The sequence below is a fragment of the Paenibacillus sp. GYB004 genome, from assembly GCF_036577605.1.
GTDB classification, from domain to species: Bacteria; Bacillota; Bacilli; order Paenibacillales; family NBRC-103111; genus Paenibacillus_AB; species Paenibacillus_AB oceani.
The window spans coordinates 35,193-50,635 of the sequence record NZ_JARBDB010000067.1; the positions used below are offsets into that span (position 1 = coordinate 35,193).

The following is a 15,443-nucleotide window of genomic DNA, read 5'->3' on the forward strand; positions in this document are numbered from 1 at the left end:
TGATCTGGAAGCCGTCAGCTCCACTCATTCTTCTTCAGATCGGCGAGCTTGGCCAGATGTTTCGCATAATCGAAAGCTTTGCCGGCGCGCGTGCCCGGGGCCGCTTGAGACTGTATTTGATCGAGCCCTGCGCTCAGCTTCTCGAGCAAAGCCGTGACCTTGTCGCGCGCCTGTGCCTTCTCCTGCTCCGGGATTTTATCCGCATCGACGATCCGGTGGGGGAACAGCGGGATGTTCCAGCCCGTGACCTCGGCGGCGGCGTTCTCCACTAGCTCCAGCAAAGCTTTGACCGGCTCCCTCTGCTCTAGAGAGTAGTAGGTGTAGTAATCGTTCAATATGCCGCTTAAGTCATCGCCCCAGAGCGCTCTGCAGAATACGTAGCCGTTAAACGCCTGCGCCCATTTCCAGTCGTAATCCGGATATCCCGGGCAAGGCACGACGAGGTTGGTCAAGCCGTCAGCCCGCAGCTCGCGAAAATAAGCCATATCGGCGACTATTCGGCTGGGGATGCTTGGGAACAGGGCGGAGAACATATAATGATCACTGTAATATTCGAAAATCGTCAACTTCCTGCCGTTCCTGTGCGCTTCCGCCGCCCAATCGCGCTCGATCCGGTCCGCTTTCCGGTCGGACAACGACGGCGACTCCTCCAGACCGTACCGGTAATCTCTGCCCCAGAAGGCGAGCAGCGTGTCGATCTCCCGGGAGCCGGACATGCTTCCCCGGTCGAGCATCTTCCAGGACAACCCCGCATTATAGGAAATGTGCTCCACTTCAACGCCGGGCAGCTTGTCGTATAATTTCCGCTTCAACTGCTCCGTATGCCGGATGTACAGCTCCAGAAACGTTTCGCTTTGGGAGGAGACGTCCTCGGGCCATAACGACACCCGGGTCAGACGGGGGACATCGGCGCAATAGTCCGCGATCATTCCGATCACCGATTGCTGCCAGGACGGGTCCCCATAATCCAGCTGACGTTTAGCCGTGTAAGGATGATCCGCAGACTGTCTGCGCAAAGCCTCTTCCTTATCGAGGAAAAATTTCATGCTGTGTCCGCCGAGTGTGATGTCCATGCCCCGCTTGACGATTTCCGGCGCGACCGTATCACGGATGTTGTCCCATAACATAAACGTAAAGAATATTTCGCCTACCCGATTTTTTGCCATCCAGTCGATCATATCGCTGATGAAGACTGGGTCGTAGATGTTCTCGAATACGAACCCTCTGCGCCCGAACCACGGCTCGTACAAGCGGGCCTCCCCTTCCGGACCCGGCAGCGCCGGCAGCTCATCGGACAGCGCCGGTTCCTCCCCCGGATAGATCCAATGCACGCCCGCGTACACTTTGAAAAAGTCGTAGACGGCATACAGAGCCGCAGCCGGCGTCAACCCCGCAAGCAGCACTTCGCGCCCCTTTACCTCCATCCAGTAGCTGCCCTGCTTCAGCTCCCGCTGATCGGCCAGTTCCGCCTGAAGCCGTGCGCTGCACCCGTGCTCCAGAGCTTCGTCTATCGTCGTGATCGTTACGGCGGCATCGGAAGCAACCGCCCTCAGCCTTCCCCCATATTGCATCGCAAGGCGCGCCCATTCTTCCGCCGCAAACCGGATCGCCGGCTCCGCTGACCAGCTCGTAATCTTGTTGTTCATGCCTACGCTCCTCCATTTCCGCTATACACTTGCACTTGTCGTTATTCATCCGGCAGAAGCCCGCCTCTTAATAAGAATTCCGGCTACTTCCGCACCGGCAGCTTGATTAACTGCGCCCCTTGCGTGTAATAAACGCTTCCGTCCGGACCGAGAGTCATCAGGTTCACCGGTTTGTCCGTCAACATACGCGAGTCGAGAGTCCGTGGATCGAAGACGAGCAGACGGCGACCGATCGTCGTATACAGCATTCCGTCGCCGCCCCATCTCATGAAGAAGGGCCGCCACGTGCTCCCTCTGTCGCCTTCCGTTATGACGCGGCTTTTGACGACTATCCGGGTCAGCGGGTCCATCGCGAACAAAGCGCACGTGCTGTCCGCCCCCTCCGCTCTCCCCCACATGATCCCCCACAGCAGTCCGTCGGGCCCGAAGCTCAGTTCTCCGATCATTTGCGGCGAAATAAATCCGGGAACCTCGGGCTTCAGCTCCGCCGTCCGGGCCGCCTTGGCGACGTCCCATACGAAGAGGCGCGCTTCCGTTTCGGAAGGCGGAGTGCCGAGCCCGCCCCAGATCGAGGTACCTCCATACACAAGACCGTCCCGATAAGCGAGCCCGATGACGCTCTGGTTGCTCACCACATGACGGTGCACGTTCCAGGTTCCGGCTGCCGGATCGTATACGGTCAATGCTCCCCCGAGCTGACCGTAACCCGGGATCGTTCCGATAAACAGCTTGCCTCCGCCTGCGGCAAACGTAAACGGACGGCTCTGCTCGTCTTCGATCTCGTACGCGACGAACGGATTATCGCCCATCCGGAACGGCTTCATCGGATCGTATTCGCAGATGACGGCGCCGCCGTACAAGCCGAAGTAAGCTTTCCCGTTCAAAAAGCCGATCCCCTCGATCTGATGCGGCTCTTTCTCCTGTACGGCAAATTGCCCTGCGGACGTGTCGTATACGCTCATCGCGCCCTGGTAGCCGCCCATATACAAGTTGCCGTCGGGACCGGTTTCCAGCGACTGCACGTCGATCCCTCCCGGCCGTACGTCCGTCTGCAACACTTCCACCGTACGCTCGATCGGATCGTACAAAATCCGCTCGATTTCGTTCGTCAGCACGATCAGCACATGACGTCCCGCCTTCGGCCCTTCCGTAATCCGCATCCAATTCGCGGCTCTCCACGAATGGCCCGGCAGCGCCAGATCCGGCTCCGCCGGCGCAGTCTCGTCGCTGGACAGATCATAGGTCCACAGCGCAGACGTTTTTTTGTTGCGGTAATAGATCAAGGTTCCGTTGTACGGCGAAGGCGGAGAGAGCATTCCGTCGAAAGCCGAAGCGGACAACCAGTCGATCTGCCGGATCACCCGATACGTAAGCTCGTCCAGAACAAGCAGCGACGTCCCGTATGCGACGAAAAGCTTGCCGCCGTACCCCCATATGTTCGAGATCGACGTGGCCGACCCGGTGATCGGCAGCGGAATCTCGGTCTTCTCTCCATGCTCGCGGTCATACCGGAACAAATGAGCCGTCGTACCGGTCCCCGCATAGAAGTAACGGCCGGATACCCCGCCGCCCCGCACATAATCCTGTCCGGGCTGAACGACCCCCAGATCGGTAAACGAAGCCGAGGCGATGTCGTAGACGAACGCTTTGCCCGCTCCCGGCGCATACGTGGAGCCATAGATGCGGCCGTCCGGTGAAGCGTCCAAGTCCCAGATCCATTTGTTCGACGGATTCGTCCCGAGATTTTCAAGAACCTTCTCGTCAGGCTTGTAGCGAAGCAAATAACCGGTATTCGTTCCGCCTATGTACACATAGTTGTCCGATCCGACGACCACCGCCCAGATCACGTCGTGTCCCGGCAGCGGCTCCTTGAAGTTCACCCGGCCGGTCAAAGCGTCTACCGCATAAAAGGTCGACGGAGAGCCGTTCGTGCCCAAATACAGCTCTCCGCCCGCAATCGCCCCTCCTTGCGTTCTGGCCACAAGCGTCGCATCTCCCAGCGATACGGGTCCGGCATATTCATAAGGCGATACCAGGACGAGCACCTCCTGTTACTGTATAAGTTGAACTAATAAAAATTAAAGTCCATTCCGTTACGAAAAAAATTGCTTGAAGCTTCAGACATCTTGTTTTGAGTTGTCTCGGATTGAATTGGCCTTCGGATTGTTGACACTCAAAGCTTATCCTTCCGAAGCAGCTTTCTAACGAAAGCTCTTAAGCCAAAACTCGCTTTCAAGCTAATTTCTTTTCTCCACTACATTCAGCTTATCCATGGAGTATATTTAGTTCAACTTGTATAGATTCAATTAAGGCAAAAAAAGACTGCCTGAGGGCAGCCTTCTTCATGATTAAGCGTTGATTTTTTGCTTAGCTGTGTCAGCCAGGCTCGTGAATGCTTTCAGATCGTTAACCGCCAGATCGGCGAGCATTTTGCGGTTTACGTCGATGCCAGCCAATTTCAGGCCGTGCATCAGCTTGCTGTAGGACAAGCCGTTCAACCGTGCTGCTGCGTTGATCCGTACGATCCAGAGCTTACGGAAATTACGCTTCGTTTGACGACGATCGCGGTAAGCATAAGTCAACGATTTCAGAACTTGCTCGTTTGCGGTTTTAAACAGTCTATGTTTGGAGCCGTAGTAACCTCTGGCTAACTTTAGAATTTTTTTGCGACGACGTGCGCGGACGATTCCGCCTTTTACCCTTGCCATGTGTGGGATACCTCCTGAGCGTTATTGCGCCGTTATGGGCGGCTGCTATTGATATTCGTAATCGACGATTATTTCAAGTTGGCGATTTGCTGCTTCAAGCGAGCTACATCACCGGCCGCCATGATCGGCGATTTGCCCAGGCGTTGCTTCTGGCTTTTGGCTTTACCGTACATCAAATGGTTCTGGTAAGCTTTTTGTCTTCTTACTTTACCGGTTCCGGTAACTTTGATGCGGTCTTTCAAGCTGCTGTGCGTTTTCATCTTAGGCATATGGAAAGTCCTCCTCGTTAGATTAGCTTTGCGGTTTCGGCGACAAAATCATAATCATGCTGCGGCCTTCAAGCTTCGGCCGGCGTTCCACGATCGAGTCGTTCTCGACTTCGGCCGCCATTCGCTCCAGCACCTTTTGCCCGATGTCGGCGTGCGTGATCTCGCGTCCGCGGAAACGGACGGACAGTTTCACTTTATCGCCGTCTTGCAAAAACTTCGCGACGTTACGAAGCTTCGTTTGAAAATCGTGCTCGTCGATCGTTGCGGTCAGGCGGATTTCCTTGATCTCAACGATTTTTTGGTTTTTGCGGGCTTCTTTTTCTTTCTTCTGCATTTCATAACGGTATTTGCCGTAATCCATGACCCGGCATACCGGCGGCTTAGCCGTCGGAGCCACGTTTACGAGGTCCAGACTCGCATCGATCGCAATCTGCATCGCCTCGCGAAACGATTTGATACCGAGCTGTTCACCGTCGGGACCGATGAGCCGCACTTCTTTGGCGCGAATTTCCTCATTGATCATATGATCTTTACTAATAGCGTTCCACCTCCTAAGTAGTCCCCCAAAAACATAAAGCTTGCAGATGATTCCGGGTACTAGCGGGGGTGCCCGGAACCATTCCGGAACGTACGGGACGCTCCGGACCGACAATCGGATACAAAATAAAAAAGATGCGGACAGAAATCGCCCACATCTTACGATGACAAATTGAACTTTGAACAAGGTTCGTTCCGTTCGTTGTAGACCCGCCGACTCCGGTCGGCCAAGGTGAGAAGCGGGCGCCTCTGCTTGGTTACGATTATGAACACTTGAATACTATACTACGTTTAGCCTTTCTTGTCAACCGCAGGCGGCGGCGTTACACTTGCTTGCTTTGAACGTCCTCGAGCCGGATGACGCGGGTATGCTGCGTGTGGCTCCATTGCTTATTGTTCTGAGTGAAAAAGGCGTACAGCGTAATCGGCCACCACGATGCCAGGAAGATCGGATACGTAATGAGCGATGCGTACATTTTCCACGATTTGACCTTCTCGAATGCCATAGCCAGCGGGAATCCGAGGTAGACGGCCGCCGTTACGACGGTGAGCAGCCATGTCGGCACATAGTCGTAAAGCGACGAGAAATGCGGCGTACCCGGAAGCGCGATATCGACCCACAGGATGGCGCTGAATACGAAGCCGAGCAGGACGTTGTACACGTTGAATGTGTAAATCGCCGTATCGATCTTCGCCCAGCTGCGTTCACGAATCCCTTGCCACAGCAGAGGGAAAAAGTAACGGCGCGCGACTTCGAAATGTCCTTGCATCCAGCGAAGCCTTTGACGGGCGGATGCTTTAAACGTGAGCGGCTTTTCGTCATAAACCTTGGCGTCGTAGCAGAACGTCGGGTTGATGCCCCGCTTGACGCAGCGGACGGTAAATTCCAGATCCTCGACCAGGCTCGTAGCGCCCCAGCCCATTTCCTTGAGCAGGGTGGAATCGAAACACATGCCTGTGCCTCCGAGGAAGTTGGCCAGCTTCAGGTTCGTGCGCGGCAGCTGCCAGAGGCGGTTGCAGAACCAGTAGGTGACCGCATAAGCGGCCGTAATCCACGAATCGTTCGGATTTTTCGTATCGAGATAAGCTTGAATGACTTTGGAACCCGAGCAGAGCTCGTTATTCATGTGCTGGAGGAAGTCGTCGTTCACCAGATTATCGGCGTCGAGAATGACTACCCCGTCGTACGATTTTGGCATTTTCCACAGTTCTTTGAGCATCCATTCGATGGCGTATCCTTTGCCGCGCAAGCTAGGATTGTTGCGGACGCAGGCGTAGACGCCCATGCTTCTTGCAATGTCGGCCGTCCGGTCAGTACAGTTGTCGCAGATGACAAAAACGTCGTACAGCTCCTTCGGATAATCCAGGTGCTTCAAGTTTTCGATCAGCGCTCCGACTACTTGTTCCTCGTTGTGGGCGGCTACAAGAACCGCAAACTTTTTCTGGGCGTTAAAGTGCGCCGTGCGTTTTTTCCGGTAAAACCCGAAGAGCGAGAAAAACAGTGAATACGCTCCGAGACAAGCCAGAAGCACCTGCACGACCAAGATAATAATGTCCGGCATGATGTGACCCCCTTACACCCGAAATTTTCTCTCTACATATGGTTCGGTGTATGTTTTTATTTTGTTGACGTAGCCGAATATGATTTTCCTCTCTTTGCAACCATTTGTCAAAATCCCTTTTTCGCTCGTTTTAGTCAGATTGCAGGGAAAAAGGAATTTCCGGCCGACGGAAACTGCAGGCTCGCGCATTCCAGCAGATTCCTTCTTATTTTCATCCATTTGCGCCGGTTTTACTTGCAACTGAAGCCCGAGAAGGAAACCTTTTTTTACCTTACATGCCGCCCGCACCCCTATTATACTTGGCCGCCTGTCCCGAAAACAACCTTGGCCGGGTCCTAATTTTATGCATGCGCTTTCGCCAAATTCGACTTTTTTCTCCGCAGGCGTCAAGTAAGCGCTACCCTTATCCGCATCTTCGTCGCAAACCCTTATGAGACGCTGTATCTACGGCTCCAGGCTCCAGGCTCCCTTCCCGTGCGAACCATTCATCCCCCTGGTAAAATCCGGTGACCCGCCTCGACTAAAGACCCAGCGCCCTTTTATTTCACGCAGGGTGATTTCGCCTTTTTTGGCGGATTGTGTACATTTTTTTCACAGTAAACTTGTCTGGCATCGCCTCCCCATATACAATTTATAGGTAGCGGCTTGATCCATCGGCATAACTATATAGAATTAACCCATTTCACCGCTGTTTTAACACTCCAGTAACAATTGTAGCTTACAATACGTTTGAATATACGCAATCTCCATGAATTTATGAAGGAGGGATCGGCGCTATGAATCGAATCGTCAATTGGCTGAAGCAGCGGGAGCGCCAGCTCTTCTTTCTCGTAAATCATAAAGCGCGAAACGGCATCCTTGACGTTATTCTCGGTACGATTACGCATCTCGGCGGGGCGACCTTCACCATCGCGTCCACGCTGCTGCTCGCCCTGTTCGGCAGCGGCGTATGGAGGCAGGCGGCCTTAGGCAGCCTGATCGCGCTCGCGGTCAGTCATATTCCGGTCGCGATCGTGAAGCGGACCTATCCCCGCAGACGGCCTTATCTGGTTATGCCGGAGACGAGAACCGGCAAAAATCCGCTGACCGACCATTCGTTTCCTTCGGGCCATTCGACCGCCATCTTCGCGGTCGTCGTGCCGATCGTCGCGACCTTCCCCCCGCTCGGGTATGTGCTGCTGCCGATCGCGGCCCTGGTCAGTTTATCGCGGATTTATCTCGGGCTCCATTATCCGTCGGATTGCATAGCGGGAGCCGTGATCGGCTCGGGTATAGGACTTCTTGCGGTTGCAATCGCCGGTTAAAATCGATTATTGTTAGAATCAGGTATACACCTTTTTGAAGGTAAAGGTCAGGTGACGATCTTGCAAAAGAAACGGATCTTGCTGCTTTCCGAAGGTTTCGGTGCCGGCCATACCCAGGCCGCACATGCACTTTCCGTCGGACTTCGCCAGCTCTCTCCGGACCTGCAGACGCGGGTGATGGAACTTGGATCGTTTTTGCATCCGACGCTGGCTCCGTTGATTTTTTCCGCTTACCGGAAAACGATCACCTCGCAACCTAAGCTTTACGGCCTCGTGTACCGTTCGCAGTACAAGAAGTCGCTGAACAGGCTGACCCGCTTGGCGCTGCACCGGATCTTCTACGGGCAGACCGCCGAGATCATCAAGCAGCTGAGGCCCGACACGATCGTGTGTACCCATCCGTTTCCAAGCGCCGTCGTCTCGCGGCTGAAGCGCGCCGGACTGTCGATTCCGCTGTGCACCGTCATTACCGATTACGACGCGCACGGCACCTGGATTAATCCGGAGGTCAACAAATATCTGGTATCCACCGAGGAAGTGAAGGGCAAGCTTCTGCTTCGCGGCGTACCCGATTCGCATATCGAAGTAACCGGTATTCCCGTTCATCCGAACTTCTGGGAGCACCACAACAAGGATGAGCTGCGGAGCCGATTCGGACTGAAGGCGATGCCTACCGTGCTCGTTATGGGCGGCGGCTGGGGACTTGTCCAGCACGAGGAGCTGCTGCGACACATGGCGCGTTGGCGGGAGCGGGTTCAACTGATCATCTGCTTGGGCAACAACGAGAAGACGCTGTCCAGACTGGCGGAAGATCCCGATTACCGGCATCCGAACATCCGGCTGATGGGCTTCACGCGCGAGATTGACAAGCTGATGGACGTCTCCGATCTTCTCATTACGAAGCCCGGCGGCATGACCTGTACGGAAGGACTGGCCAAAGGGTTGCCGATGCTGTTCTACAGCCCGATTCCGGGTCAGGAGGAAGAAAACTGCCTTTATTTCACAGAGCGCGGATTCGGCGAACAGATCAAATCGCTGCAGACGGTCGACTACTGGTTCGACAAGATTGCCGGCGGGATGCCGGACAACCGGCTGCTGCACCGCGGACCTTTACGGAAAACGGAGAAGTACAATCCGAGAACATGCCATCAGGCGATTATGCAAATGCTGTAACGTCACGAACGAAGTGGGGTCGGTACGAAGCAACGGGTTTAGAGAGCCGAGCCGCCAAACAAATACATCACGCTGCAACGGGCGCTCTGCACCAGGCCTTGATCTTCTCTGCGGGAGGAGATCGGGGCCTCTTTGTTTTGTCTCAGGAATTCCGGCGCTTCAAGCGCGATACGACTCGCCATATTTATTCTCATAAAATTTACCTTCAGGACACTTAACGGGGTGTATAATTAATGCTTGCAGACGGATAGCCGACCGTCCCGCCAGAATGGAACGATCAACGAAACGAACGGGGGAACTATCCTATGGATCTGAACTGGACTCAAATCGTCCTCGCCGTAACGGCCGCGGTGATGACCGGCTTTTCCAAAACCGGCATTCCCGGTGTGGGCATTTTCAGCGTCGCTCTGATGGCGATCGTGTTTCCCGCCAAATTGTCGGTCGGGATGATCCTGCCGATGCTCATCACCGCAGACATCGTCGCCGTCTCCTATTATCGCCGGACCGTCGTGTGGAAACATCTGATCGTCCTCATTCCCTGGGTGCTCGGAGGCATTCTGCTCGGCTATTTCGTCATGGACCGGATCGGCGACAGCCAGCTGTCTGTGATGCTGGGCACGCTCATTTTGTCGCTGCTGCTGCTTCATCTGCTGAAGGACCGGCTCGAGCAGAAGATGCGTTACCCGATCACTCAAACAATCTACTTTCAGGCGGCTATGGGCATTCTGGCCGGATTTGCGACGATGGTGGGCAACGTGGCGGGTGCGATTATGACGGTGTATTTGCTGTCGAAGGGGCTGTCCAAGCAAGCTTTTATCGGCACGGGGGCGTGGTTTTTCCTGGCCGTTAATCTCATTAAAGTTCCGTTCAACGCTTCTTTGGGACTGATCACGGCCGACACCTTTGTCTTCAGCGCCTGGATGGCGGTGCCGGTTCTAATCGGAACCTGGATCGGGATCAAGGTCGTGCCGAAAATTCCGCAAGCCCATTTCCAGACGATTATTCTCGTCATGACCGCGCTGGGCGCCATACGGCTGCTGTTCCCTTAAACAGGTTGTTCAAAAAACCAGACTTTTCGAACACGCACTTCCAAACAAAAAAAACGTTCCGGGGCTTATACAGAAGCCTCGGGACGTTTCAATAGCCGCTCATGCTCCGCCAGCGCGTCGCTGCCAATGACAGCTTCCAGACGGTAAATCGGCATATTTTGCTCGGAAAATTTCGTCTCGTATTCGGTCATCACATTGTTGGGCGCAGGACCGTCCTTGTGCAGATCCAGCGAGATGTTGCGCAGCCGGATGTTCATATCGGCGAACGAGTTCAGCGAGAACTCGAACAGCGAGCGCGAGTCGGTCTTGAAGTGAATCTCGCCCCGGCTGTCGAGCAGTCGGATGTATTTGGTTATAAAGCCCGGGTGCGTCAGTCTGCGGCGGGCGTGTTTCTTTTTCGGCCAAGGATCGCTGAAATTCAAGTAGATGCGGCGAAGTTCGGCTTCGGCAAACATCTCCTCGATCCGCTCGATATTAAACAGCGCGAGAGCCAAATTGTCCGGCGCGCTTCCGTCTTCCCGCTCCGCTGCCACTCTCGCCTTGTCGCTAGCCCGGCGAATCAGCTCGTCGTACATGTCCACTCCGATAAAATTACAATCCGGATGCTGAACGCTCATTCCGCTAATAAACTTTCCTTTGCCCATCCCCAGCTCCACATAGATCGGCTTGTCGTTGCCGAACCATTCGGACCAGCGGCCCTTCCACTGCTGCGGTTCGAGGACGACCAGGTCGTTCTGCCGTTCGATCTCCTCGCGTATCCCTTTTCTGCCTCTCAGTCGCATTGGTTTTCCCCCAACTGTTAATTGCCTGTACGATTTATCATCATACCGGATAACCCTTCAAAAGGGAAGCGCGGCCAAAAAAGAGCGCCGTCCTCCTCTGCACCATACGAAAGGTGCATAGGATTCGGCGCCCCGTGACTGGGCTTATATCCGGTTAACGTTCATAGATCCAAGGTGTGATACGGAATACGGTCGCTGTGCGGCAGCATCTTGCGGTCAAGCACTTTCTTCACTTTTTTCTTCGCGCTGAGAGCCACCTTGCTCTCCGGACGGAATCGGATTCCGCCGCTTAGCGCCATCGCTTCCTTAATCGTCAGTTCTACCGTGATAGTCTCGTCGCCGTTCGGAATTTCAAACGCAGTATTCATGGACTTCACCTCATCAAGAGTATTTGTACAAGTATGCCCTGAATCGACGAATAGGTATTCGAAGCTGCGAAAAGTGCGGGGATTATAGGGTTTTCCTAGTGATTAATATAACATACCATGTAAGGTTTTGCAAGCGGGAACGCCGGGATTTCAAGCCTTTTTCTTCATTTTCATTTAGTTTTCAAAGCAGCCGGACGGCTAGTCTTCAGGCCGCTTTTCAGACTGGTTTTCAGCCCGCTTTCCCTGCGTTCTGAAACCTTTTCCCGGTTTTTTCGTAGTTAGGAGTATGCGATCGCATAGTGGACGATCGGATTTCCGAATACATAGGATGGGAGAGATCGGAATTGAAGAAACCTTTAACCTTGGCGTCAACTGCCTTGCTTGCGTTGTCCTTATCCGCAACACCGGTGCTCGCGGCGAATACGGCATCCCCGGAATCGTCCGTTACACGCGGACAGTTTTTTAAGCAGGTAACCGATTATTTGGAGATGACCCCCGGGAGCGGCAGCAGCGTCAAGCTCCCTTCGGATATAACGAAGGATTCCCCGTATGCCTCCTCGGTACAGGCATTGATCGAACGGCAGATCATCGACGGTTACCCGGACGGCACGTTCCGGCCGGATCAGCCGATCACGAAGCAGGAAGCCAGCTATGTGCTTGCCCGCTTCCTCGGCCTCGAAGACAACGCCGCGCTGGACCAGTTGAAGTCCAAATTCGGCGTTTCGCTCGAAGACCAGTCCGTTCTGCTCTCTTCCTCCACACAGGAAGCGATCCGGCTCTCGCTGGAGAACGATCCCAAAGTAGTCAAATGGCTGGAGCAATCGTATGCGGAGCAGGCTAAGCTGAAATCGTACAAGATGGTAATGGATCAGAAGGTAAAGGTGCTTCTGAAAGAGGCGTTGCCGATTCCAGGTGATTTGCAAACTTCGATGAAGTCGGAAGCTGCGTTCGACTCGGCCAAAGGCATGCACATGACGATGAAGATGGAGATGCCGATTCCGGGCACACCGGCGATGGATATGGAGCAGTACCTCGTACCCGAAGGTACCTTTATGAAAATTCCGGACCCTGATGGCACAGGCTCGGCCAAATGGGTGAACATGTCGAAGCAAATGCCGTTTACGTTCGAGCAGCTGATGGAGCTGCAGAAAAACAGTGCTTCGATGAATCAGGCTATGATGAACAAAATGTTCTTCTACCGCGACCTGGGAACGGAGACGGTCGGCGGCAAAACGATGCGCAAAATCGGCGTCAACGGCAAAATCGGCGATATGAAGCAAATTATGGAGGCTTTGACCAAGGCGATGCCGGACAACAGTATGTTCCAGTCGCTGCCGGAAACTCCGGAATTGCAGAACATGACGATGTCGATGCACGGCACGATGTGGATCAACGAAATGACGATGCTGACGGAGAAAATGGACGTTGCGATGAAAATCAACTACAACAGCGACTCCGCCGACATTCCGCTTCAGGGCATGGATATGAGCATGGCGGCCCAGTATACGTCGTTTAACGAACCGGTCGACATCGTACTTCCGGCCGAAGCCAAAAACGCCGAAGAATTCGCCATTCCGGATTTGACAGAACTGCCGGAGGCACCGGCACAACCGGAATCCGGTAAGACGGATGAAGGCAAGCCGGAAACGGACAAGGCCGACGCCGGTCAAGCGGCGGAAGCGAAGCAGGAACCGGCTGCACAACCCGCCGACTAAATATAGAGCGTTCGACCGCCCGGGATTCCCGGGCGTTTTTTTGCGTACCCGGAACGGTTGAGAGAGCGGCGGAAGGCTTGCGGCACCACTCCTGCCCGCGCAGGCCGTTAGGCTTGAAGCGGAACGCGGCGATTTCTGGTACAATGGTGCTTATGGATCTATCCCGCCGGGATGCCTCTTGCGGCCCCCGGGCCTGCCGATTCAACCTGAATAAAGGAGTTTGACCAAATGAACGTAACGCCATCCGCCATCCAGCCTCGCTTATGGGGAGACAAGCGGTTTCATACGTGGAATTACGAGATGCGCGAGCAGTTTGGCGCCAAGGTGTTCAAAGTGATGCTCGACGCCGGCTTCACCTGTCCGAACCGGGACGGCAAGATCGCCACAGGAGGCTGCACCTTCTGCAGCGCCAGAGGCTCGGGCGACTTCGCGGGAAGCCGCAGGGACGATCTCGTCACGCAATTCAACAAGATCCGCGACCGGCAGCACCAGAAATGGCCGGAAGCCAGCTATATCGGCTACTTCCAGGCGTATACGAATACGTACGCGCCGGTCGAGGAGCTGCGCGAGTATTATGAAGTCATCTTGCAGCAGCCGGGGGTCGTCGGGCTGTCGATCGCTACGCGGCCGGACTGCTTGCCGGACGAAGTCGTCGATTATTTGGCCGAGCTGAACGAACGCACCTACCTGTGGGTGGAAATGGGCCTGCAGACCATACACGAAAAAACGTCGGAGCTGATCAACCGGGCGCACGATACCGACTGTTACCTGGAAGCGGTCGAGAAGTTGCGCCGCCGGAACATTCGCGTCTGCGCCCACATCATATACGGGCTGCCGGGCGAGACGCACGAGATGATGCTCGATACGGCCAGGGCGGTCGCCGATATGGACGTGCAGGGCATCAAGGTGCATCTGCTCCATCTGATGCGCAAAACACCGATGGTCAGGCAGTATGAGGCGGGTCTGGTCCGCTTCCTGGAGAAGGACGAGTATGTGAAGCTCGTCGTCGACACGCTGGAGCTGCTGCCGCCGGACATGATCGTGCACCGGCTGACCGGAGACGCTCCCCGCGACCTGCTCATCGGTCCGATGTGGAGCTTGAAGAAGTGGGAAGTGCTGAACGCCATCGATGCGGAGTTAACCGCACGCGGCACCTGGCAAGGGAAGCTGTGGACCGGGAAATCGTCCGGAGAAGCGGCATCCGGAGCATAGAGGATCTTACTTGAAGCGCGCAGCCTCTGCGCGCTTTTGCATTTTCGGGATTCAACGCCGGAAGCAATGCTGCGCCGCTCGCTTCCTGCAGATCAGCCATGCTGGCAATAGGATCAGCATACTCCGTTTCTCAATCGACGATTTGCAGAAGCCGGCTGTCGTTCGAATTGCTCATCCCCTTCCGGTATTCGGACGGCGTGGAGCCGACGAACTGGCGGAATACTTTGCCGAAGTAGCTGACATTGTCGAAGCCCGTTTGCTCTGAGATCCGCTCGATCGGCAGCGTGCCGTTGCGCAGCATTTTCGCCGCCTCCTCAACCCGGATTTTGCGCAGATAATGCATCGGCGTCACCCCTGTATACGACTTGAACACTTTGCAGAAATGATGCTTCGACATGCCCGCCGCCGCTGCTGCGTCGTCCAGACTGACGTCGGTGCCGATATGCCCCTCGATAAAAGCTTTGGCGTTCTGCAGCGATTCGGGCAGCGGCCGGGCGCTGCCGTCCCCGCCCTCGGCGATTCTCTCGAAGGAGAGCGCCCATTCGGTCAGACGCAGCGACGTATGGTATTTGTCGCGCAGCCCTTGACCCGCCGCATCGCGGTACATGCTCCACATCAGCCGGATCGGCTCCGAATCGGGACGGAACATGGCGACATGGCCGAAGGAGCGGATGAAATGCTCCCAATACTCCTCCATCGTCCTGCCGATCGCCCGAATCCAGATGAATTCCCAAGGCTTGGTTGCCGTCGGGGGATAAAAATACCGGTGCTCACTTGGAATTGTGACGAAGAAACCGTGGTGCTTCGGAACGCTGTACGTTTGCCCGCCCACCGTAATTGCCCCTTCCCCGGACAACGTGTACTGGAACAGATGCCCCCTGCCGGGACGCCGCATGCCGTCATTGCCGTAGCCGGTATCCAGAGCCTGGCCGCACCCGAGCGATTCCATCACGATCAGCCTTTCGGGGATCTCGTTATATTGAAATCCGTATGAGGTACGCAACATTTTTTTACTACTCCCATCTCAATTAATTACTGTTGATTCCTTGTTTGAAGCGGAGTACGTTTACTTTATACGAAAAACAATACCACAATATTATAGGATTCGGAAAGGAAGT

At 55.0% G+C, this 15,443-nt stretch carries 16 protein-coding genes; 5 read left to right on the forward strand and 11 right to left on the reverse strand.

Annotated elements, in window-relative coordinates; genetic code table 11:
• Positions 1–14 precede the first annotated feature (14 nt).
• From PV433_RS30190 to PV433_RS30220, 7 genes are all read right to left on the reverse strand, one after another.
• Complete coding sequence (locus tag PV433_RS30190; RefSeq protein WP_332075699.1) at positions 15–1,646, reverse strand: hypothetical protein; 1,632 nt, start codon at positions 1,644–1,646, stop codon at positions 15–17.
• Positions 1,647–1,729: 83 nt separating this feature from the next.
• Positions 1,730–3,628, reverse strand: a complete 1,899-nt coding sequence (locus PV433_RS30195; RefSeq protein ID WP_332075700.1) for a hypothetical protein — start codon at positions 3,626–3,628, stop codon at positions 1,730–1,732.
• 366 nt (positions 3,629–3,994) lie between these two features.
• Entirely contained in the window at positions 3,995–4,354 is a 360-nt protein-coding gene (rplT, locus tag PV433_RS30200) for a 50S ribosomal protein L20 (RefSeq protein WP_190929079.1), read from the reverse strand.
• Between the two features lie 68 nt (positions 4,355–4,422).
• A complete protein-coding gene (gene rpmI / locus PV433_RS30205; RefSeq protein ID WP_190929078.1) occupies positions 4,423–4,623 on the reverse strand; it encodes a 50S ribosomal protein L35 in 201 nt (66 codons plus the stop codon).
• A gap of 22 nt (positions 4,624–4,645) precedes the next feature.
• Complete coding sequence (gene infC, locus PV433_RS30210) at positions 4,646–5,146, reverse strand: translation initiation factor IF-3 (RefSeq protein ID WP_190929077.1); 501 nt, start codon at positions 5,144–5,146, stop codon at positions 4,646–4,648.
• Positions 5,147–5,483: 337 nt separating this feature from the next.
• Positions 5,484–6,722: a glycosyltransferase family 2 protein gene (locus PV433_RS30215; protein WP_332075701.1), complete on the reverse strand. Its 1,239-nt coding sequence runs from the start codon at positions 6,720–6,722 to the stop codon at positions 5,484–5,486.
• A 12-nt stretch (positions 6,723–6,734) separates the two neighbouring features.
• Positions 6,735–7,112, reverse strand: a complete 378-nt coding sequence (locus PV433_RS30220; RefSeq protein WP_332075702.1) for a hypothetical protein — start codon at positions 7,110–7,112, stop codon at positions 6,735–6,737.
• 386 nt (positions 7,113–7,498) lie between these two features.
• Here PV433_RS30220 and PV433_RS30225 point away from each other — a divergent pair, with 386 nt between their 5' ends.
• Positions 7,499–8,026 carry a phosphatase PAP2 family protein gene (locus tag PV433_RS30225; protein ID WP_332075703.1) on the forward strand — a complete coding sequence of 176 codons (528 nt, stop codon included), beginning with the start codon at positions 7,499–7,501 and terminating at the stop codon, positions 8,024–8,026.
• A gap of 60 nt (positions 8,027–8,086) precedes the next feature.
• The gene (locus PV433_RS30230) at positions 8,087–9,199 is read left to right on the forward strand and encodes an MGDG synthase family glycosyltransferase (protein ID WP_332075803.1); all 1,113 of its coding nucleotides are present in this window, start codon (positions 8,087–8,089) and stop codon (positions 9,197–9,199) included.
• Positions 9,200–9,237: 38 nt separating this feature from the next.
• On the opposite strand, the gene PV433_RS30235 is transcribed toward PV433_RS30230, so the two are convergent.
• Positions 9,238–9,393 carry a hypothetical protein gene (locus PV433_RS30235; RefSeq protein WP_332075704.1) on the reverse strand — a complete coding sequence of 52 codons (156 nt, stop codon included), beginning with the start codon at positions 9,391–9,393 and terminating at the stop codon, positions 9,238–9,240.
• A gap of 111 nt (positions 9,394–9,504) precedes the next feature.
• Between PV433_RS30235 and PV433_RS30240 the strand changes: the two genes are divergently transcribed.
• Positions 9,505–10,248 carry a sulfite exporter TauE/SafE family protein gene (locus PV433_RS30240; protein WP_332075705.1) on the forward strand — a complete coding sequence of 248 codons (744 nt, stop codon included), beginning with the start codon at positions 9,505–9,507 and terminating at the stop codon, positions 10,246–10,248.
• A gap of 65 nt (positions 10,249–10,313) precedes the next feature.
• Here PV433_RS30240 and trmB read toward each other — a convergent pair whose 3' ends face one another.
• Positions 10,314–11,030, reverse strand: coding sequence for a tRNA (guanosine(46)-N7)-methyltransferase TrmB (gene trmB / locus PV433_RS30245; RefSeq protein ID WP_332075706.1), 717 nt, complete (start codon positions 11,028–11,030; stop codon positions 10,314–10,316).
• A gap of 161 nt (positions 11,031–11,191) precedes the next feature.
• Positions 11,192–11,398, reverse strand: coding sequence for a hypothetical protein (locus PV433_RS30250; RefSeq protein WP_190929071.1), 207 nt, complete (start codon positions 11,396–11,398; stop codon positions 11,192–11,194).
• Between the two features lie 344 nt (positions 11,399–11,742).
• Between PV433_RS30250 and PV433_RS30255 the strand changes: the two genes are divergently transcribed.
• Entirely contained in the window at positions 11,743–13,113 is a 1,371-nt protein-coding gene (locus tag PV433_RS30255; protein WP_332075707.1) for an S-layer homology domain-containing protein, read from the forward strand.
• Between the two features lie 228 nt (positions 13,114–13,341).
• Positions 13,342–14,325 carry a TIGR01212 family radical SAM protein gene (locus PV433_RS30260; protein ID WP_332075708.1) on the forward strand — a complete coding sequence of 328 codons (984 nt, stop codon included), beginning with the start codon at positions 13,342–13,344 and terminating at the stop codon, positions 14,323–14,325.
• 130 nt (positions 14,326–14,455) lie between these two features.
• On the opposite strand, the gene PV433_RS30265 is transcribed toward PV433_RS30260, so the two are convergent.
• Complete coding sequence (locus tag PV433_RS30265; RefSeq protein WP_332075709.1) at positions 14,456–15,331, reverse strand: AraC family transcriptional regulator; 876 nt, start codon at positions 15,329–15,331, stop codon at positions 14,456–14,458.
• Positions 15,332–15,443: the final 112 nt, after the last annotated feature.